This window comes from Yokenella regensburgei, assembly GCF_051486985.1.
GTDB lineage: Bacteria > Pseudomonadota > Gammaproteobacteria > Enterobacterales > Enterobacteriaceae > CBFFRJ01.
Genome location: NZ_JAHVDV010000040.1, coordinates 1 through 19,580, shown reverse-complemented (window position 1 = coordinate 19,580; position 19,580 = coordinate 1). Strand labels below are relative to the sequence as shown.

Here is a 19,580-nt window from a genome sequence, read left to right as displayed (position 1 = left end):
CCCTCGCTACCCCTTCCTTACTTCAGCAGAAAGGGGGTCGTGCCACCACGGGGGGCGGAAGCGGGGAAGGTTTACTCTCAGTATAAGAGGTTAAACACAATAAAGAGACAGCAGGTGCCCGTTCGCCTTAACCCTTCTGTTTCCTGAGCCACTGCAACGAGCCAATTTTAAGCGTCTCCGAGAGCAGAAAGAGGATAAAGGCCACCAGAGCATCCTCGATGCGCATGATCCGTAAGATGAGAGGAAAGAAGGCAACGGAGCAGGAGAGAGAGAAAAACCGCATCACCTCCTGTAAGCTAATGAACAAAATACCAATCTGTTTTTTCTTAAGGAAACACCAGCCAGAATAAAACAGGGAAACCATCAGCATCAGGTAGATAAAGAAAACACACTGTAACAACAGATAGTCAGCACCCTTCACTTGCATAAACGACAGATTGACATAGAAGTGTCGAATGTCAGACCAGAACGGCAGATTACCCATTTTTACGGAAAAAAAGAGGTAGCTGCCGATAGCGAACACATCCATCATTCCCCAGAACGTAAATATTTTATCTTTTATACTCATCTCATTACTTCATCCTTGTTCGGCTAACCGTATCAAGTATAAAGGCAATCGCGGCAATAATGAGATAAAGAACGTCTGCGGTATTTATTTGGGGGGAATTTTATTATTTTTATTATTGGCTGTCTCTCCTGTAGAAACTTTGTTAATGAAAAAAGCATGTTGTTACCATCGCAAATTTAAAATTATCCGCTTTATTTATAATTTATTATGTTAAATAATCTGCTCTGCTTAATGTCGCAGTAGAGGATGTGAAATGCGCTTCAGTACGATGTCCGATAATGAAATTATCGCCGAATTGTGCCGCCGAATTAAAGAAACCCGTATGCAACTCGGACTGTCGCAAATCGAACTGGCGGAACGCGCTCAGGTTGGCGCCGCGACCATTAAGCGCGTTGAACTGGGCGAGTCCGTCACGCTCAGCACCTTAATTGGCATTTTGCGGGGCCTGGATCGGCTGCATCAACTGGAGTCGATTTTGTATGACTCCCACATACGCGCCTTTAATGCACAGATTAACGCCGCCGTTCCTGCCCGTATCCGCATTCGTAAGAAACAGGCCACCGCGTCGAAAGAGAAATTCGCCGAAGATGCGGCTCTCAAGCACGATGCCCACTCAACCATTAACGAGTGGTACACCTCCTCTGCCTCCCATAGCGTCGTCTGGTCACATCAGGCGCCGGATGTTGCAAAGAAAGAGTAATGACAGAAAAAAACCGTCTGCCAGGCAGACGGTTTAATTGAGGAGATCAGGATTCGCACACCGCGACTTTGATAGCAAGCCCACCCCGCGCCGTTTCTCGGTACTTCGCATTCATGTCTTTACCGGTTTCAAACATCGTTTCGATGACTTTATCCAGAGAGACTTTCGGGTCGCTGGTGCGGTACATCGCCATGCTGGCCGAGTTAATGGCTTTGACTGCCGCAATAGCGTTACGCTCAATGCACGGCACCTGCACCTGACCGGCAACCGGGTCACAGGTCAGTCCCAGATTGTGCTCCATGCCAATTTCAGCAGCAATGCACACCTTCTCCGGGCTACCGCCCAGCAGTTCAGCAAGTCCGGCTGAGGCCATCGAACATGCCACACCCACTTCACCCTGGCAGCCTACTTCCGCACCGGAAATCGAGGCATTCATCTTATACAGAATGCCAACCGCGCCTGCGGTCAGAAAATAGCGCATGTAAATGTCCGGGGTTACGGTTTTGATAAAGCGATCGTAATAAGCCAGAACAGCAGGAATGATCCCGCAGGCGCCATTGGTCGGGGCCGTCACCACACGCCCGCCCGCGGCGTTCTCTTCCCCCACCGCCATTGCAAACATGTTAACCCAGTCCATTGCACTTAATGGGGTAATGGACTGGCTTTGCGGTGCCAGCACACGGTGCAGTGCGGAGGCGCGACGAGGCACCTTCAGTGGGCCTGGCAGAATGCCTTCGGTACTCATCCCACGGTTGATGGCATTGCGCATGGTGTCCCATATTTTCGCCATGTTCTGTTCAACATTGCCCCGACCGTGACGAGCTATCTCGTTTTTCATCATCACGGCTGAAATAGAGAGGCAATTGTCATGGCAGTGGGTTAGTAAATTACGCGCAGAATAGAACGGGAAAGGAATATCAATATCCGCATCCTGGCTTTTACCAAAGTTTTCTTCGGTAACAATGAAGCCGCCACCGATGGAATAATAGGTCTGGAAATGGGCAATTTTGCCCTCGCAAAATGCGGTGATGCTCATACCGTTTTCATGCAGCGGCAGGAACTCATTATGAAAACGCATGCATTCCGCGACCGGAAACTTTATTTCACGCTTCCCTTCTTCGATAAACAGACGCTGGTTGGTGTTGACGTCACGGATAATCGTCGGGATGGCGTCGATATCCACCGTCTCCGGTAAATAACCGGAAAGGCCAAGGATAATGGCGATATCCGTATGGTGGCCTTTGCCGGTTAATGACAGCGAACCGTAAACGTCCACCACCAGCCGCGTGACTTTATGTAACAGGCCTTTTTCCTGCAGGGTATCAACAAACTGTTTTCCCGCTTTCATTGGCCCGACGGTATGAGAGCTGGACGGCCCGATGCTGATTTTGAAAATATCGAAAACGCTAATCATGTGGCACCCATGCGAGTTACGGAGCAGAAAAGAGACGCCGCCTCAGTCAGGCGGCGCGGGAAACTTAGCTGAACAGCGAGAAGAAGATGGCGGAGATGGCAATCAGGCCCATCATGACCACAAACACGTTGCTGATAGCACCACTGTATTTGCGCATCGCCGGGACTTTATTGATGGCATACATCGGCATCAGGAACAGGATGACGGCGATAATCGGGCCACCGAGGTTTTCAATCATGCCGAGGATGCTCGGGTTCAGGGTGGCAACAATCCAGGTGGTCACCAGCATGAACAGCGCCGTGATTTTGTTCAGTTTGTTGAGCTCAATGGACTTGCCTTTGCCGCGCAGAGATTTAATCACCATGCCGTTAAAGCCTTCACGCGCCCCCAGGTAGTGGCCAAGGAAGGATTTAGTAATGGCGATCATGGCAATAATGGGTGCCATCCAGGCAATCACTGGTGCATTAAAGTGGTTTGCCAGGTAAGAGAGAATGGAGATGTTTTGGGCTTTCGCTTCGGCCAGGTTTTCCGGCGACAGGCTCAGCACGCAGCTGAAGACGAAGAACATCACCGTCAGCACCATCATAATATGGGCAAAGCTCAGGATACGGGAGCATTTGCGTTCGGCATCCTGACCGTACTCCTCACGTTTTGCGACAGCAAAGGAGGAGATGATCGGCGAATGGTTAAAGGAGAACACCATGACCGGGATCGCCAGCCACAGGGTCATCCACAGACCGTGGCCGGTGGGCGCCGCGCTGCTCAGTGAGAGGGTATCAAGAACCGCGCCGTTCCATTGGGGGATAAGATACAGCGCCAGCATCATGAGGGCCGCAACGAACGGGAACACCAGCACGCTCATCGCTTTAACGATCATTTTTTCACCGAAGCGCACGACTGCCATCATACCGATAATCAGGATCAGCGACAGGATAGCGCGCGGCGGTGACACCATGCCAAGTTGATGGGTAATAAAGCTGTCGACGGTATTCGTAATGGCTACGCTATATACCAACAGAATCGGGTATATGGCAAAGAAATAGAGCAGAGTAATTAATTTACCCGCACCCACACCAAAATGTTCTTCGACAACTTCGGTAATATCTTCCCCCGGGTTTTTGCCGGACAGGACAAAACGGGTTAAGCCACGGTGAGCAAAAAAGGTCATCGGGAAGGCCAGCAGGGCCATAATAATTAACGGAATTAAACCCCCTACCCCGGCATTAATGGGCAGGAAGAGTACGCCAGCGCCAATTGCAGTACCGTACAGGCCCAGCATCCAGACGGTATCACTCTTTCTCCAGCCACTGCTTTCACGCGTGACAAGAGTACTTTGAACGTTTTCCATATATGGCCTCTGTAATAGATATTTAAGCCAAATTAATTTGGCTCATATTCAAGAAATAAGAACGCTGTCTTTATTTTGTTATTTTATAAAATAAGGCTAAGCTTAGTTATTTACGGCGATCACATAACCTGATTTAGAGAGGTGACTTTTAAGGTATCAAAAATAGTACCTAATTTTTTATATTATTTTGAGGTATCATTTTTAATACGTTATTAATTATGACGCGGATTAACACTCTCTATAGTTATATATACGAAGACGGCTAATGACAATTATAATTGTCATACGATTAATAAAAAATTGTCGTACCGCGATGTCCATCGAATGAAATGATGAAAATAAAAATGGCCTGAATAATCAGGCCATGTATTGAATATGAGCAGCGAGGAGTATTAATCCGCGTCATAGCCTAAATTCGGTGCCAGCCAGCGTTCCACTTCCTGCGTCGACATCCCTTTACGACGGGCATAATCCTCTACCTGGTCGCGCTGCAGCTGCGCCACGGCAAAGTATTTGCTGTCAGGGTGGCTAAAGTACCAGCCAGAGACCGATGCGCCCGGCCACATGGCGAAGGATTCCGTCAGTTTCATGCCGGTGTGGGCTTCCACATCCAGCAGTTCCCAGATGGTGCCTTTCTCGGTGTGCTCCGGGCAGGCCGGGTAGCCCGGTGCCGGGCGAATGCCCTGATAGTTTTCGCGAATCAGCTCCTCATTGCTGAGGTTCTCATTTGGCGCATAACCCCAGTAGACCTTACGCACACGCTCATGCAGATACTCGGCAAAGGCTTCCGCCAGGCGGTCTGCCACCGCTTTCACCATGATTTTGTTGTAATCATCATGCTGCGCGTCGTAAGCCTCTGCCAGTGCATCCTCTTCCAGGCCACCGGTCACCGCAAAGGCACCAATGTAGTCTTCTTTTCCGCTGAGTTTGGGTGCGACGAAATCGGCCAGACAGTAGTTTGCAAAGCCGACTTTTTCCGTTTGCTGGCGCAGATGATGCGCGACGGTCAGCACCTGCGTGCGGCTCTCGTCGCGGTAGATTTCTACATCGTCGCCGACGCGGTTCGCCGGGAACAGACCGACTACGCCACGCGGGTTGAGCGTCTTCTCACGGCTGAGCATATCCAGCATATCGTTGGCGTCCTGGAACAGGCGTTTCGCCTCTTCCCCCACCACGTCATCTTCGAGAATGCGCGGATATTTTCCGGCCAGCGACCAGGTCATAAAGAACGGCGTCCAGTCGATGTAGTTGCGCAGCGTTTCGATGCTGGCTTCCACGTCCTGCACGCCCAGCTTGTGCGCAACCGGCGGCGTGTAGCTTGCCCAGTCAAACGCCAGATCGTTTTCGCGCGCAGCGGCCAGCGTTACCGGTGGGGTACGCGGTTTCTTGCGTGCATGCTGAATACGCACGGTTTCGTACTCTTTGCGGGTGCGGGCCACAAAGTCATCACGTTGAGTCTCCGATAACAGCGCCGCCACCACACCCACGGTCCGCGAGGCGTTCTGTACGTAAACCGTCGGGCCGCTATAGTTCTGCTCGATTTTCACCGCCGTGTGCGCTTTCGAGGTCGTCGCCCCGCCAATCAGCAGCGGCAGGGTAAAGCCCTGACGCTCCATCTCTTTGGCGACGTTCACCATCTCATCCAGCGACGGGGTAATCAGCCCGGAGAGGCCAATCAGGTCGGCATTCACTTCGCGGGCGGTTTTGAGGATTTTTTCTGTCGGCACCATCACGCCAAGGTCGACGATTTCGTAGTTATTACACTGCAAAACGACGCCAACGATATTTTTGCCGATGTCATGCACGTCGCCTTTCACCGTGGCGATGACCATTTTTCCGTTGCTGGAGCCTTTCTCTTTGCTGGCTTCGATAAAGGGCTCCAGCCAGGCCACCGCCTGTTTCATGACGCGGGCCGATTTTACCACCTGTGGCAGGAACATTTTGCCCTCACCGAAGAGATCGCCCACCACATTCATGCCATCCATCAGCGGGCCTTCAATCACCTCAATCGGGCGCGCAGCCTGCTGACGAGCCTCTTCGGTGTCCAGCTCAATGAATTCAGTGATGCCTTTGACCAGCGAGTACTCAAGACGCTTTTTCACATCCCAACTACGCCATTCCGCCTGCTGGGTGTTAGCGGTTTCATCGGTTTTACTGCCGCGGTATTTTTCCGCCAGATCGAGTAGACGCTCGGTGCCGTCATCGCGGCGGTTGAGGATCACATCTTCAACCGCTTCGCGTAGCTCGGCGGGCAGGTCGTCGTAAATCGCCAACTGCCCGGCGTTCACAATCCCCATATCCATCCCGTTCCGGATGGCGTAATAGAGGAAGACAGCGTGGATTGCTTCACGCACCGGGTCATTACCACGGAACGAGAACGAGACGTTCGATACGCCACCGGAGATCAGCGCATGCGGCAGTTCACGCTTAATGTCTTCACAGGCACCGATGAAATCCTGGGCGTAGTTATTGTGCTCCTCGATACCGGTCGCGACCGCGAAGATGTTCGGGTCAAAAATAATATCTTCCGGCGGGAAGCCCACCTCTTCGGTCAGGATGTTGTACGCCCGGCGGCAAATCTCGATTTTGCGCTCTCGGGTATCCGCCTGCCCCACTTCGTCAAAGGCCATCACCACCATCGCGGCACCATAACGGCGCACCAGCTTCGCGTGATGGATAAAGGTGTCGACACCCTCTTTCATTGAGATAGAGTTGACGATGCCCTTGCCCTGGATGCATTTCAGCCCCTTTTCGATGACCTCCCATTTGGAGGAGTCAATCATGATGGGCACGCGGGCAATATCCGGCTCACCGGCGATGAGATTAAGGAAACGCACCATTGCCGCTTCCGCGTCGAGCATCCCTTCATCCATGTTGATATCGATAATCTGCGCACCGCTTTCCACCTGCTGGCGGGCGACATCCAGCGCGTCGTTGTACTTCTCTTCTTTAATAAGACGTTTAAATTTGGCTGAACCGGTAACGTTGGTACGTTCCCCCACGTTCACAAACAGGCTGTCGTCGCCAATGTTCAGCGGTTCCAGACCGGCCAGGCGGCAGGCCACCGGCAGATCCGGCAACTTACGCGGCGCCAGGCCTGCCACAGCATCGCTCATCGCCTTGATGTGCTCCGGCGTGGTGCCGCAACAGCCACCCACGATGTTAAGGAAGCCCGCTTCGGCCCACTCGCGGATTTGCGCCGCCATGGTGTCCGCATCAAGATCGTACTCACCAAAGGCGTTGGGCAGGCCGGCGTTCGGGTGCGCGGTCACGTAGCATTCGGCGATGCGGGAGAGTTCCTGCACATACTGGCGCAGTTCGTCCGGCCCCAGCGCACAGTTGAGGCCGAAAGTGAGCGCATCGGCGTGGCGCAGGGAGTTATAAAAGGCTTCCGTCGTCTGCCCTGAGAGCGTGCGCCCGGAGGCGTCGGTAATGGTGCCGGAAATCATGATCGGCAGGTCGACGCCCAGCGCGTCAAATTCTTCTTTTACCGCAAAAATGGCGGCCTTGGCGTTGAGGGTATCGAACACCGTCTCAATCAGGATGAGGTCGCAGCCCCCTTCCACCAGCGCTTTGGTGGACTCGCGATACGCCTCTACCAGCCCGTCAAAGGTGATATTACGAAACGCCGGGTCGTTAACGTCCGGTGAGATAGAGGCAGTACGGTTGGTTGGCCCGAGAACCCCGGCCACGTAGCGCGGTTTTTCCGGCGTGCGGGCTGTCCATTCATCAGCGCAGGCGCGTGCCAGCTTCGCCGCGGCAAAGTTGATTTCCGCTGACAGGGATTCCATCTGGTAATCCGCCATCGCGATAGTCGTCGAGTTAAAGGTGTTGGTTTCGATAATATCCGCACCCGCAGCAAAATAGGCGGAGTGGATAGTCGCAATCACCTCGGGCTGGGTAATGACCAGCAGGTCATTGTTACCTTTGAGATCGCAGGGCCAGTTGGCGAAACGTTCGCCGCGAAAATCCTGCTCACTCAGACGTTGATTCTGGATCATGGTGCCCATGCCCCCATCCAGAATCAGAATGCGTTCGTTTAACTGCTGCTTCAGTTGTTCAACTTTGCTGCTCACACGTGCTCCCGACGACGCTCAACCAGGCCAAAAGGCCAGCAGGACATACTGGCATAAACTGGCAGATCGGAAAAGTCGCACAGGGGTAACATGAGAGATGTTCACCTGAACTCATCCGATCAGTAGTTGATGGGGTTGCGTTATAATTCTATAAAACGAAAATGATTTCCACGATACAGAAAAGGAGTCAGCTATGGTTGCCAATGTACCCGCTAAACGCGGCAGAAAACCCGCTACTGCCGCTGCCACGCAACCCACAGGTCAGGTCCAGTCGTTAACGCGCGGGCTTAAGCTGCTGGAGTCCATTGCTGAATCCCACGGCAGCGTGGCGTTAACCGAACTGGCACAGCAGGCTGGCTTGCCCAACTCCACCACCCACCGCTTACTGACCACCATGCAACAACTGGGGTTTGTGCGTCAGGTGGGCGAACTGGGCCACTGGTCCGTAGGGGCGCATGCCTTTATCGTCGGCAGCAGCTTCCTGCAAAGCCGCAATCTGATGGCGATTGTGCATCCGATTTTGCGCACCCTGATGGAGAACTCCGGCGAAACGGTCAACCTGGCGGTACTCGACCAGAGCGATCATCAGGCCATTATTATCGACCAGGTGCAGTGCACCCAGCTTATGCGTATGTCCGCACCGATTGGCGGCAAGCTGCCGATGCACGCTTCAGGGGCGGGGAAAGCTTTTCTGTCTCAGTTAAGCGAGGAGCAGGTCACGGGCTTGCTGCATCGTAAAGGGCTGCATGCTTATACCCATGCGACGCTGGTCTCGCCGATACATCTTAAAGAAGATCTTGCCCAGACGCGCAAGCGCGGCTACTCCTTTGATGACGAAGAGCATGCACTGGGTCTGCGCTGCGTTGCCGCCTGTATTTATGATGAACATGGCGTGCCGTTCGCGGCAATCTCTATTTCGGGTCCGGTTTCACGCATCACGGATGACCGGGTGACGGAGCTGGGGGCGATGGCGATCAAAGGGGCGAAAGAGGTGACGCTGGCCTGGGGCGGGATGCGCTAAGGCTGATGCCCTTATCCTGGCCCTCTCCCCTAAGAGGAGAGGGAACCGTCTGTGCTCGCATTTTTTATGAGGATTCCTCAGCCCACCGGGAGAGGAGGCCTCAGTAACATTACGCTTTACAGCGATAACACAGCGCAATGTGAATAAAACAGTTACAGTGAGAAGGTACAAACCCTAAAAACGGCAACAATGTTGCCGTTTTGCTTTTACCTTCTAATACAAAACCGCTGGCGCCGGCGGTAGGCGTAAACATCCTCCACGTGGCCGTTTTTAATACGTGTTTGTAACCCGCGCCAGTAATCTGCCCGCAGCAGGTCCGCATGCATCTCCTCAAATAAAGGTCCGATTTGCGGGTCTGCGCAGAGCCAGTGGCGAAATTCCTCCGGGAACACATCTCCCGGCGCGACGCTGTACCAGGGTTCCGCACTCATCTCGTCTTCCGGGTAGCGCGGCGGAGGAATATCCCGGAAATTCACCTCGGTCATGTAGCAAATTTCGTCATAGTCGTAGAACACCACACGCCCGTGGCGGGTGACGCCGAAGTTTTTAAACAACATATCGCCGGGAAAAATATTCGCGGCCGCAAGCTGGCGAATCGCGTTACCATACTCCTCAACGGCATCGCGCAGCTGCTGACCGCTTACCCGCTCAAACCACAGATTGAGCGGCACCATCCGCCGCTCGATATAAAGATGGCTGATGACAATGCGATCGCCGAGGTCGGTGATCTTTTGTGATGCCTCTTTAAATAGCAATGCCATTAATTCTGGTGCTATCCGGCGTTTCTCCAGCACGAAGTTTTCGAACTCCTGGGTGTCCGCCATGCGCCCTACGCGATCGTGCTCTTTGACAAGCTGATAGCAGGCACGTACATGGGCGGCACTCATCTCTTTTTGCGGCGGGAACTGGTCCTTAATGATTTTAAACACCCGATCAAAGCCCGGCAGAGTGAACACCAGCATCACCATGCCGCGTATGCCCGGCGCTTCGATAAACTGCTCATCACTGCCCGCAAGGTAGCTCAGATATTCACGGTAGCTTTCGGTTTTGCCATGCTTCTGGCAGCCAATTGCCATATACAACTCGGCGGTAGTTTTGCCGGGCAGGATTTCCCGCAGCCACTCCACCAGCGCGGCAGGCTGTGGTGCATAAACCATAAAGTAGGAGCGGGCGAAGCCAAATACGATGCTGGCTTCAGCGATGGCCGTCAGACAGGTATCCACAAAAAGCTCGCCATCATCGCTACGGTGAATCGGCAACAAAAAAGGCAGCGTCCCCGCAGGCGTAACCAGTTTGCCTACCAGCCAGGCCGCTTTATTACGATAAAAGAGTTCATTGGCGATATGCAGATGCGCCTTGCGTAGCACCTCAACACCGAAGGTTTCCACCAGATGGGCAATGATGTAGCCCACGTCCCGCGTCAGGTTCTGCCAGGGCAGGCGTAATGGTAAATCACTGAGCACCCGCGTCAGCAGCGTTTCCCAACAAGCTTCAGGGTAAAAATCTTTTGCCAGCGGACGGGCATGCTCACGAAAATGGCGTTCTGGCTGAGAACTGAATATGAATAGCCGCTCGGGCGTCAGCGCATGGTGATCGAACAGGCGGCAATATACGGAGTTAAAAAAACTCTCGGCGATTTCATAGCGCGGATAGTCCGGAAGAAGCTGGGTATAGTGCGCTTTAACCTGAAGGAGAAAATCGGGGTCAGGGCGCGGGTTATCAGTAATACAGCGCAGTTGTTCCACCACCAGCCCCACATGGTGATCGTAGAGATGGATGCGTTGTTTCATCGCCTGCTGTACCGCATGCCAGTCGGCTTGTTCAAAGCGCTGCTGCGCCCCGGAGGTAACCTCCAGAAAACGACCATACTGGGCGTCGAAGCCCTGCAGAATGGTTTGTGCAATCAGTAGTTCCAGCCCACGCGACATAGCGTCCCCTCACCCCGGCCCTCTCCCCGGAGGGGCGAGGGAGAAAAAAACGGCACGAATCCTGAGCCCCCAACCCTGTCATCCTCTCTCCCTGAGGGTTGGGGAATCCCCACAAAAAAAGGCGAGCACGGCCAGTTCCCTCTCCCCAATGGGGAGAGGGAGAAAAAAAACGGCACGAATCCTGACCACCCACCCCTGTCATCCTCTCTCCCTGAGGGTTGGGAAATCCCCACCAAAAAAGCGAGCACGGCCAGTTCCCGCTCCCCAATGGGGAGAGGGAGAAAAAAACGGCACGAATCCTGACCACCCACCCCTGTCATCCTCTCTCCCTGCGGATTGGGAAATCCCCACCAAAAAAGCGAGCACGGCCAGTTCCCGCTCCCCAATGGGGAGAGGGAGAAAAAAACGGCACGAATCCTGAGCACCCAACCCTGTCATCCTCTCTCCCTAAGGGTTGGGGAATCCCCACAAAAAAAGGCGAGCACGGCCAGTTCCCTCTCCCCAATGGGGAGAGGGTTAGGGTGAGGGGAAAATTAAAACTGCGACTCTTCCGTTGACCCGGTCAGCGCCGTCACCGACGAAACGCCACCCTGGATGATAGTGGTGACCTTATCGAAATAACCCGTCCCCACCTCCTGCTGATGGGACACAAAGGTATAACCCTCTTTGGCGGCGGCAAATTCCGGTTGCTGCACTTTTTCGACGTAGTGACGCATTCCTTCGCCCTGCGCATAAGAACGCGCCAGATCGAACATGTTGAACCACATGCTGTGAATACCCGCGAGCGTAATAAACTGATACTTGTAGCCCATGTCTGACAACTGTTGCTGGAAACTGGCGATGGTTTGATCGTCCAGATTTTTCTGCCAGTTAAATGAGGGAGAACAGTTGTAGGCCAGCAATTTCCCTGGGAACTTCGCATGAATCGCATCGGCGAAGCGCTTCGCCAGCGCCAGGTCCGGTGTGGAGGTTTCACACCACACTAAATCAGCATAAGGCGCATACGCCAGGCCACGGCTGATAGCCTGTTCGATACCGGCGTGAGTACGGTAAAACCCTTCGCTGGTGCGCTCACCGGTAATGAATGCGCTGTCGTAAGGGTCGCAATCAGAAGTGATCAAATCCGCCGCGTCAGCATCGGTACGCGCAATCACCAGCGTTGGCACCCCCAGTACATCTGCCGCCAGGCGTGCGGCCACCAGTTTCTGCACTGCTTCCTGCGTCGGAACCAGTACCTTGCCGCCCATATGTCCGCATTTTTTCACCGAGGCGAGTTGATCTTCGAAGTGAACCGCCGCTGCACCGGCTTCAATCATCGATTTCATCAGCTCGAAGGCATTCAGTACACCGCCAAATCCGGCTTCCGCATCGGCGACGATCGGCAGGAAGTAGTCCACGTAGCGCGGATCGTTGGGTTCAATACCGGATGACCACTGGATCTGATCCGCGCGGCGGAAGGTGTTGTTGATCCGATCCACCACGGAGGGCACGGAGTTAGCCGGATAGAGCGATTGATCCGGATACATGCTGGATGCGAGGTTCGCATCTGCGGCCACCTGCCAGCCGGACAAATAAATGGCTTCCACGCCCGCCTTCGCCTGCTGCAGTGCCTGCCCACCGGTCAGCGCGCCCAGACTGTTGACATAGCCTTTCTTCGATTCGCCATGCAATAAACGCCACATTTTCGCGGCACCCAGCTGCGCCAGCGTATATTCCGGGTTCACCGAGCCACGTAATTTCACCACCTCTTCCGCGCTGTAAGGACGTGTAATGCCTTCCCAGCGAGAGTGAGTCCATTCTTTTTGTAATTCTTCGATTTGTTGGGTACGGGTTTTCATGTGCAGATGCTCCATTTTTTATCCTGGCAACCCAGGCGTTATTAGTGAAGGCAGTTTGCTTTCGGGAAGCCGCTTATCCCTTCGGGACCACCCCAGGGCGTTTAAAACGTGTTGCGTTTTGTCTCAGAACTGCCCGAAGTCAAAATGGCGAACAAAATAGCCTGGGCGTTATGCGAGCAGGCGGTAGCCCGGCAAGGTCAGGAAATCAATCAGCTCATCAGAAGTGGTGATTTGTTCCATCAACCGCGCGGCATCGTTGAAACGACCGCTGCTGAAGCGGTGCTCCCCCAGCTCGTCCTGAATGACCCGCATCTCTTCAGCAAGCATCTGGCGGAACAGGGCTTTGGTCACAGGCTTACCGTTACTGAGTGTTTTCTCGTGGTGGATCCACTGCCAGATGGAGGTGCGGGAGATTTCAGCCGTGGCCGCGTCCTCCATCAGACCATAGATCGGCACACACCCATTGCCGGAGATCCAGGCTTCGATGTACTGCACCGCCACGCGGATATTGGCGCGCATCCCCTTTTCAGTTCGTTCACCGTCAGCTGGCGCTAACAGTTGTTCTGCGGTAATAGGTGCATCTTCTTCCCGGGTGACAGAGAGCTGATTAGGATTCTCACCCAACGCTTTGCTAAAGACGTCCATCGCCGTGTCGGCAAGACCAGGGTGCGCAATCCAGGTTCCGTCATGCCCATTGTTGGCTTCCAGCGCTTTGTCCGCTTTAACTTTCTCCAGCACCTGATTGTTGCGCTCAGTATCTTTACTCGGAATGAAGGCCGCCATACCGCCCATCGCAAACGCGCCGCGTTTGTGGCAGGTTTTGATCAACAGACGCGAATAGGCATTGAGGAAAGGTTTGTCCATAGTAACGACCTGACGGTCAGGCAACACCCGGTCCGGGTGGTTTTTCAGTGTCTTGATATAGCTGAAAATATAGTCCCAGCGACCACAGTTAAGCCCCACAATATGGTCGCGCAACGCGTGCAGGATCTCATCCATCTGGAAAACCGCAGGCAGCGTTTCAATCAACAGGGTGGCTTTGATGGTGCCGCGAGGCAGATTAAAGCGATCTTCGCTATAGCTGAAAACCTCACTCCACCATGCGGCTTCCTGCCAGGCCTGGGTTTTTGGCAGATAGAAATAGGGGCCGCTGCCTTTAGCCAGGAGCGCTTTATAGTTGTGGAAGAAGTAGAGCGCGAAATCAAACAGGCTACCGGGAATGGCTTCACCCCGCCAGGTAACATGTTTTTCTGGCAGATGCAGACCGCGCACACGGCAAATCAGTACCGCCGGATTGGGCTTAAGTTGGTAAATTTTCCCGGCATCGTTGGTGTAACTGATGGTGCCGTTCACTGCATCGCGCAGGTTAACCTGTCCCTCAATAACTTTGTCCCAGTCGGGTGAGAGGGAATCTTCAAAATCCGCCATGAAGACCTTCACATTGGCGTTGAGCGCGTTGATCACCATCTTGCGCTCTACCGGCCCGGTGATCTCTACGCGGCGATCCATGAGGTCAGCCGGAATCCCACGGATCTTCCATTCACTATTTCTAATGGAATCCGTTTCCGAAATAAAATCAGGAAGCGTCCCTTCGTCAATAGCCTGTTGTTGCTGGATGCGTGCCGCCAGCAGTTTATTACGTTGTGGCGTAAAGCGCGTAACCAGTTCAGTCAAAAACTCTACCGCACCGGGCGTAAGAATATGCTCTTCCCGCTCGCCAGAAGGTTTAATAAACGTCAGTTCGTCCGTTGTCGTTGCCTGTTGTGTCATTACGCAGCCCTCGTCAGTGATCCGAATACGTCCCCACGCTGAAAGAGACAGGTTGTCGTTTTTTCGTTCAGCAGAAATAAGACTACTCAATTAAAATCCAAAATCAAAAACAATTTCCATTTTTAATTTAAAATCAATTTAACGTATTGATAACAAATGATTTAAAGTTTGTATCGTTCATGGAGGGGGTTTCGGAAATAAAAAAGGCACCCGAAGGTGCCTTAAAATGCTGCTGAAACGGTTAACGATCCCGCAAATGGATCAGTCCAGAGTGGGGTTCATGTGGCGCAGATCGTAAGGGGTGATCTGGTAAACATAGTAGTTCAACCAGTTGATAAACAGCAGGTTTCCATGGCTACGCCAGGTAGCATGCGGTTTGTTCTGCGGATCGTTTTTAGGAAAATAGTTATAGGGAACCTCTGGTGACAGCCCCGCCTCCACATCGCGGAAATATTCTCCCGCCAGGGTGTTGGCATCATACTCAGGGTGGCCGGTAACAAAGGCGATACGCTTGTCTTTACTGGCGAAGAGGTAAGCGTCTCCATCGTCTGTTTCAGCCAGGATTTCAAGATCGGTATAGTCACGAATCAACGCGGCCGGGAAGTCGGCGTAACGGGAGTGCGGCGCCAGGAAGGTATCGTCAAAACCACGGGTCAGCAGCGCATGAGGGTGCAGAATGCGGTGCTCGTAAACGCCGGAGAGTTTTCCTTCACGAGTTTGCTTGGGGATACCATACAGAATATTGAGCGCCGCCTGTACGGCCCAACAGACAAAAAGCGTTGAGGTGACGTGATCTTTGGCCCACTCCAGCACCTGCTGGATCTGCGGCCAGTAGGCCACATCGTTAAACTCGACCAGCCCCAGCGGCGCGCCTGTAACGATCAGTCCATCGAAATTCTCTTCGCTGATTTCATCGAAATTGCAGTAGAAATTGTTCAGATGCTCAACGGGTGTATTGCGGGATTCTCGTGTATCAATACGCAGCAGTTTAACGTCAACCTGCAGGGGAGAGTTGGAAAGCAGGCGTAAAAACTGGTTCTCCGTCTCGATTTTCTTCGGCATCAGATTGAGAATAAGTACCTTCAGCGGACGAATTTCCTGACCAGTTGCACGTGACGTCGTCATTACAAAGACGTTTTCATCACGTAAGAAATTGACGGCTGGTAGCTCGTCCTGCACCCGAATCGGCATAACTTATATCCTCACTGCATACGTTTAAACGTTTAGACATCCAGACAGCTGGAAAGATACCCAGGATTTCTGTAAATGTCGAGTCTGCATGTGGAAGGTGAGGAAGTTTCACGTCGCGACTGTGTCGCAACGTGGCAATTTGTGGTCAGGAGATAATTTTAGGCTTACTGGCGGGGGGATTAGCGTCTTTACCCTGCCGACTGAGCGCCGCCAGGACCTGTTCATCGTTCAGAAGCGTCTCATCATCGATGACTTTGGGATATTTACACCGCCCCTGTGAGGCCCCGAAGGTCATTTCAAGCAAGGCTCTTTCTTCTACCGCCGACAGCCCGCCCTCGTTCATTTCCAGGGCGTGGCTGAGGATCTGCAAGTTTCCCGCGCCGGGTAGCACATGCCAGAAAGATCGGGGTGCAACCTGCTTAATAAGATGGGCCAGGAAACCTTCCGCTTCAAAGAAATCGGCAATAATGATGCGTTGATTGCTGAATATGTGGGTACCGGTGACCTGCTGGCGCGTATTAAGGTTACGAACCACCATTCGGTTTTTATAAATCTGAGCGTACAGAACAGTCATAGCCAATTCCTTTAGCAATACGTTCAACGTTTTGAGATATAACAATAGCAAAAAAGCCCCATGCTTTCGCATGAGGCTTTTCTGTTTGTTTGATGCCTGGCAGTTCCCTACTCTCGCATGGGGAGACCCCACACTACCATCGGCGCTACGGCGTTTCACTTCTGAGTTCGGCATGGGGTCAGGTGGGACCACCTCACGCCAAAACAGCTTCGGCGTTGTAAGGTTAAGCCTCACGGTTCATTAGTATCGGTTAGCTCAACGCATCGCTGCGCTTACACACCCGACCTATCAACGTCGTCGTCTTCAACGTTCCTTCAGGAGACTTAAAGTCTCAGGGAGAACTCATCTCGGGGCAAGTTTCGTGCTTAGATGCTTTCAGCACTTATCTTTTCCGCATTTAGCTACCGGGCAGTGCCATTGGCATGACAACCCGAACACCAGTGATGCGTCCACTCCGGTCCTCTCGTACTAGGAGCAGCCCCCCTCAATTCTCCAGCGCCCACGGCAGATAGGGACCGAACTGTCTCACGACGTTCTAAACCCAGCTCGCGTACCACTTTAAACGGCGAACAGCCGTACCCTTGGGACCTACTTCAGCCCCAGGATGTGATGAGCCGACATCGAGGTGCCAAACACCGCCGTCGATATGAACTCTTGGGCGGTATCAGCCTGTTATCCCCGGAGTACCTTTTATCCGTTGAGCGATGGCCCTTCCATTCAGAACCACCGGATCACTATGACCTGCTTTCGCACCTGCTCGAGCCGTCACTCTCGCAGTCAAGCTAGCTTATGCCATTGCACTAACCTCCTGATGTCCGACCAGGATTAGCTAACCTTCGTGCTCCTCCGTTACACTTTAGGAGGAGACCGCCCCAGTCAAACTACCCACCAGACACTGTCCGCAACCCGGATMACGGGTCCACGTTAGAACATCAAACATTAAAGGGTGGTATTTCAAGGTTGGCTCCACGCAGACTGGCGTCCACGCTTCAAAGCCTCCCACCTATCCTACACATCAAGGCTCAATGTTCAGTGTCAAGCTATAGTAAAGGTTCACGGGGTCTTTCCGTCTTGCCGCGGGTACACTGCATCTTCACAGCGAGTTCAATTTCACTGAGTCTCGGGTGGAGACAGCCTGGCCATCATTACGCCATTCGTGCAGGTCGGAACTTACCCGACAAGGAATTTCGCTACCTTAGGACCGTTATAGTTACGGCCGCCGTTTACCGGGGCTTCGATCAAGAGCTTCTCCTTACGGATAACCCCATCAATTAACCTTCCGGCACCGGGCAGGCGTCACACCGTATACGTCCACTTTCGTGTTTGCACAGTGCTGTGTTTTTAATAAACAGTTGCAGCCAGCTGGTATCTTCGACTGGTTTCAGCTCCGTGAGCAAGTCACTTCACCTACGCACCAGCGTGCCTTCTCCCGAAGTTACGGCACCATTTTGCCTAGTTCCTTCACCCGAGTTCTCTCAAGCGCCTTGGTATTCTCTACCTGACCACCTGTGTCGGTTTGGGGTACGATTTCGTGTTACCTGATGCTTAGAGGCTTTTCCTGGAAGCAGGGCATTTGTCACTTCAGCACCGTAGTGCCTCGTCATCACACCTCAGCGTTAAAAGGTACCGGATTTACCTGGAACCTCCGCCTACATGCTTAAACCGGGACAACCGTCGCCCGGCCGACATAGCCTTCTCCGTCCCCCCTTCGCAGTAACACCAAGTACAGGAATATTAACCTGTTTCCCATCGACTACGCCTTTCGGCCTCGCCTTAGGGGTCGACTCACCCTGCCCCGATTAACGTTGGACAGGAACCCTTGGTCTTCCGGCGAGCGGGCTTTTCACCCGCTTTATCGTTACTTATGTCAGCATTCGCACTTCTGATACCTCCAGCAGCCCTCACAGGCCACCTTCAACGGCTTACAGAACGCTCCCCTACCCAACAACACATAAGTGTCGCTGCCGCAGCTTCGGTGCATGGTTTAGCCCCGTTACATCTTCCGCGCAGGCCGACTCGACCAGTGAGCTATTACGCTTTCTTTAAATGATGGCTGCTTCTAAGCCAACATCCTGGCTGTCTGTGCCTTCCCACATCGTTTCCCACTTAACCATGACTTTGGGACCTTAGCTGGCGGTCTGGGTTGTTTCCCTCTTCACGACGGACGTTAGCACCCGCCGTGTGTCTCCCGTGATAACATTCTCCGGTATTCGTAGTTTGCATCGGGTTGGTAAGCCGGGATGGCCCCCTAGCCGAAACAGTGCTCTACCCCCGGAGATGARTTCACGAGGCGCTACCTAAATAGCTTTCGGGGAGAACCAGCTATCTCCCGGTTTGATTGGCCTTTCACCCCCAGCCACAGGTCATCCGCTAATTTTTCAACATTAGTCGGTTCGGTCCTCCAGTTAGTGTTACCCAACCTTCAACCTGCCCATGGCTAGATCACCGGGTTTCGGGTCTATACCCTGCAACTTAACGCCCAGTTAAGACTCGGTTTCCCTGCGGCTCCCCTATACGGTTAACCTTGCTACAGAATATAAGTCGCTGACCCATTATACAAAAGGTACGCAGTCACACCACGAAGGTGCTCCCACTGCTTGTACGTACACGGTTTCAGGTTCTTTTTCACTCCCCTCGCCGGGGTTCTTTTCGCCTTTCCCTCACGGTACTGGTTCACTATCGGTCAGTCAGGAGTATTTAGCCTTGGAGGATGGTCCCCCCATATTCAGACAGGATACCACGTGTCCCGCCCTACTCTTCGAGTTCACAACAGATGCRTTTTCGTGTACGGGACTTTCACCCTGTACCGTGCGACTTTCCAGACGCTTCCACTAACACATTTGCTGATTCAGACTCTGGGCTCYTCCCCGTTCGCTCGCCGCTACTGGGGGAATCTCGGTTGATTTCTTTTCCTCGGGGTACTTAGATGTTTCAGTTCCCCCGGTTCGCCTCATGCCACTATGTATTCATGACATGATAGTGTGACGARTCACACTGGGTTTCCCCATTCGGGTATCGCCGGGTCAAGGGTTCATATCACCTCGCCGGCGCTTATCGCAGATTAGCACGCCCTTCATCGCCTCTGACTGCCAGGGCATCCACCGTGTACGCTTGGTCGCTTAACCTCACAACCCGAAGCTGTTTCGTAAAAC

General features: G+C 53.2%; 11 protein-coding genes and 2 rRNA genes. 2 read left to right on the top strand and 11 right to left on the bottom strand.

Features of this window, described 5'->3' with window-relative positions:
* Positions 1–127: 127 nt before the first annotated feature.
* Positions 128–568 carry a hypothetical protein gene (locus KXR87_RS21030; RefSeq protein WP_437434160.1) on the bottom strand — a complete coding sequence of 147 codons (441 nt, stop codon included), beginning with the start codon at positions 566–568 and terminating at the stop codon, positions 128–130.
* Between the two features lie 253 nt (positions 569–821).
* On the opposite strand from KXR87_RS21030, the gene KXR87_RS21025 reads away from it, so the two are divergent.
* Positions 822–1,268: a helix-turn-helix domain-containing protein gene (locus tag KXR87_RS21025; RefSeq protein ID WP_437434159.1), complete on the top strand. Its 447-nt coding sequence runs from the start codon at positions 822–824 to the stop codon at positions 1,266–1,268.
* A 46-nt stretch (positions 1,269–1,314) separates the two neighbouring features.
* Here the strand turns inward: KXR87_RS21025 and KXR87_RS21020 are convergent, their stop codons facing one another.
* The 3 genes from KXR87_RS21020 to metH all read right to left on the bottom strand — a co-directional run bounded on the left by KXR87_RS21020 (position 1,315) and on the right by metH (position 8,106).
* Positions 1,315–2,682 carry an L-serine ammonia-lyase gene (locus KXR87_RS21020; protein ID WP_437434158.1) on the bottom strand — a complete coding sequence of 456 codons (1,368 nt, stop codon included), beginning with the start codon at positions 2,680–2,682 and terminating at the stop codon, positions 1,315–1,317.
* 64 nt (positions 2,683–2,746) lie between these two features.
* A complete protein-coding gene (locus tag KXR87_RS21015) occupies positions 2,747–4,030 on the bottom strand; it encodes an HAAAP family serine/threonine permease (protein WP_437434157.1) in 1,284 nt (427 codons plus the stop codon).
* A gap of 392 nt (positions 4,031–4,422) precedes the next feature.
* Positions 4,423–8,106, bottom strand: a complete 3,684-nt coding sequence (metH, locus tag KXR87_RS21010) for a methionine synthase (protein WP_437434156.1) — start codon at positions 8,104–8,106, stop codon at positions 4,423–4,425.
* 193 nt (positions 8,107–8,299) lie between these two features.
* On the opposite strand from metH, the gene iclR reads away from it, so the two are divergent.
* Complete coding sequence (gene iclR / locus KXR87_RS21005) at positions 8,300–9,127, top strand: glyoxylate bypass operon transcriptional repressor IclR (RefSeq protein ID WP_437434155.1); 828 nt, start codon at positions 8,300–8,302, stop codon at positions 9,125–9,127.
* 206 nt (positions 9,128–9,333) lie between these two features.
* On the opposite strand, the gene aceK is transcribed toward iclR, so the two are convergent.
* The 7 genes from aceK to KXR87_RS20970 all read right to left on the bottom strand — a co-directional run bounded on the left by aceK (position 9,334) and on the right by KXR87_RS20970 (position 19,553).
* Entirely contained in the window at positions 9,334–11,055 is a 1,722-nt protein-coding gene (gene aceK / locus KXR87_RS21000) for a bifunctional isocitrate dehydrogenase kinase/phosphatase (RefSeq protein ID WP_437434154.1), read from the bottom strand.
* Positions 11,056–11,588: 533 nt separating this feature from the next.
* On the bottom strand, positions 11,589–12,893 hold the full coding sequence (gene aceA, locus KXR87_RS20995; protein ID WP_437434175.1) for an isocitrate lyase: 1,305 nt from the start codon (positions 12,891–12,893) through the stop codon (positions 11,589–11,591).
* Positions 12,894–13,061: 168 nt separating this feature from the next.
* A complete protein-coding gene (gene aceB, locus KXR87_RS20990) occupies positions 13,062–14,663 on the bottom strand; it encodes a malate synthase A (RefSeq protein ID WP_437434153.1) in 1,602 nt (533 codons plus the stop codon).
* A gap of 261 nt (positions 14,664–14,924) precedes the next feature.
* Entirely contained in the window at positions 14,925–15,854 is a 930-nt protein-coding gene (metA, locus tag KXR87_RS20985; protein WP_437434152.1) for a homoserine O-succinyltransferase MetA, read from the bottom strand.
* 145 nt (positions 15,855–15,999) lie between these two features.
* A complete protein-coding gene (locus KXR87_RS20980) occupies positions 16,000–16,428 on the bottom strand; it encodes a YjaA family stress response protein (RefSeq protein ID WP_437434151.1) in 429 nt (142 codons plus the stop codon).
* Positions 16,429–16,522: 94 nt separating this feature from the next.
* Positions 16,523–16,631 (bottom strand): 5S ribosomal RNA (rrf, locus tag KXR87_RS20975).
* 16 nt (positions 16,632–16,647) lie between these two features.
* Positions 16,648–19,553, bottom strand: a 23S ribosomal RNA gene (locus KXR87_RS20970).
* Positions 19,554–19,580: the final 27 nt, after the last annotated feature.

Coding starts and splice junctions, on each gene's coding strand:
- KXR87_RS21030 (WP_437434160.1), bottom strand. CDS start 568: ATGAGTATAAAAGATAAAATATTTACGTTCTGGGGAATGATGGATGTG.
- KXR87_RS21025 (WP_437434159.1), top strand. CDS start 822: ATGCGCTTCAGTACGATGTCCGATAATGAAATTATCGCCGAATTGTGC.
- KXR87_RS21020 (WP_437434158.1), bottom strand. CDS start 2,682: ATGATTAGCGTTTTCGATATTTTCAAAATCAGCATCGGGCCGTCCAGC.
- KXR87_RS21015 (WP_437434157.1), bottom strand. CDS start 4,030: ATGGAAAACGTTCAAAGTACTCTTGTCACGCGTGAAAGCAGTGGCTGG.
- iclR (WP_437434155.1), top strand. CDS start 8,300: ATGGTTGCCAATGTACCCGCTAAACGCGGCAGAAAACCCGCTACTGCC.
- aceK (WP_437434154.1), bottom strand. CDS start 11,055: ATGTCGCGTGGGCTGGAACTACTGATTGCACAAACCATTCTGCAGGGC.
- aceA (WP_437434175.1), bottom strand. CDS start 12,893: ATGAAAACCCGTACCCAACAAATCGAAGAATTACAAAAAGAATGGACT.
- aceB (WP_437434153.1), bottom strand. CDS start 14,663: ATGACACAACAGGCAACGACAACGGACGAACTGACGTTTATTAAACCT.
- metA (WP_437434152.1), bottom strand. CDS start 15,854: ATGCCGATTCGGGTGCAGGACGAGCTACCAGCCGTCAATTTCTTACGT.
- KXR87_RS20980 (WP_437434151.1), bottom strand. CDS start 16,428: ATGACTGTTCTGTACGCTCAGATTTATAAAAACCGAATGGTGGTTCGT.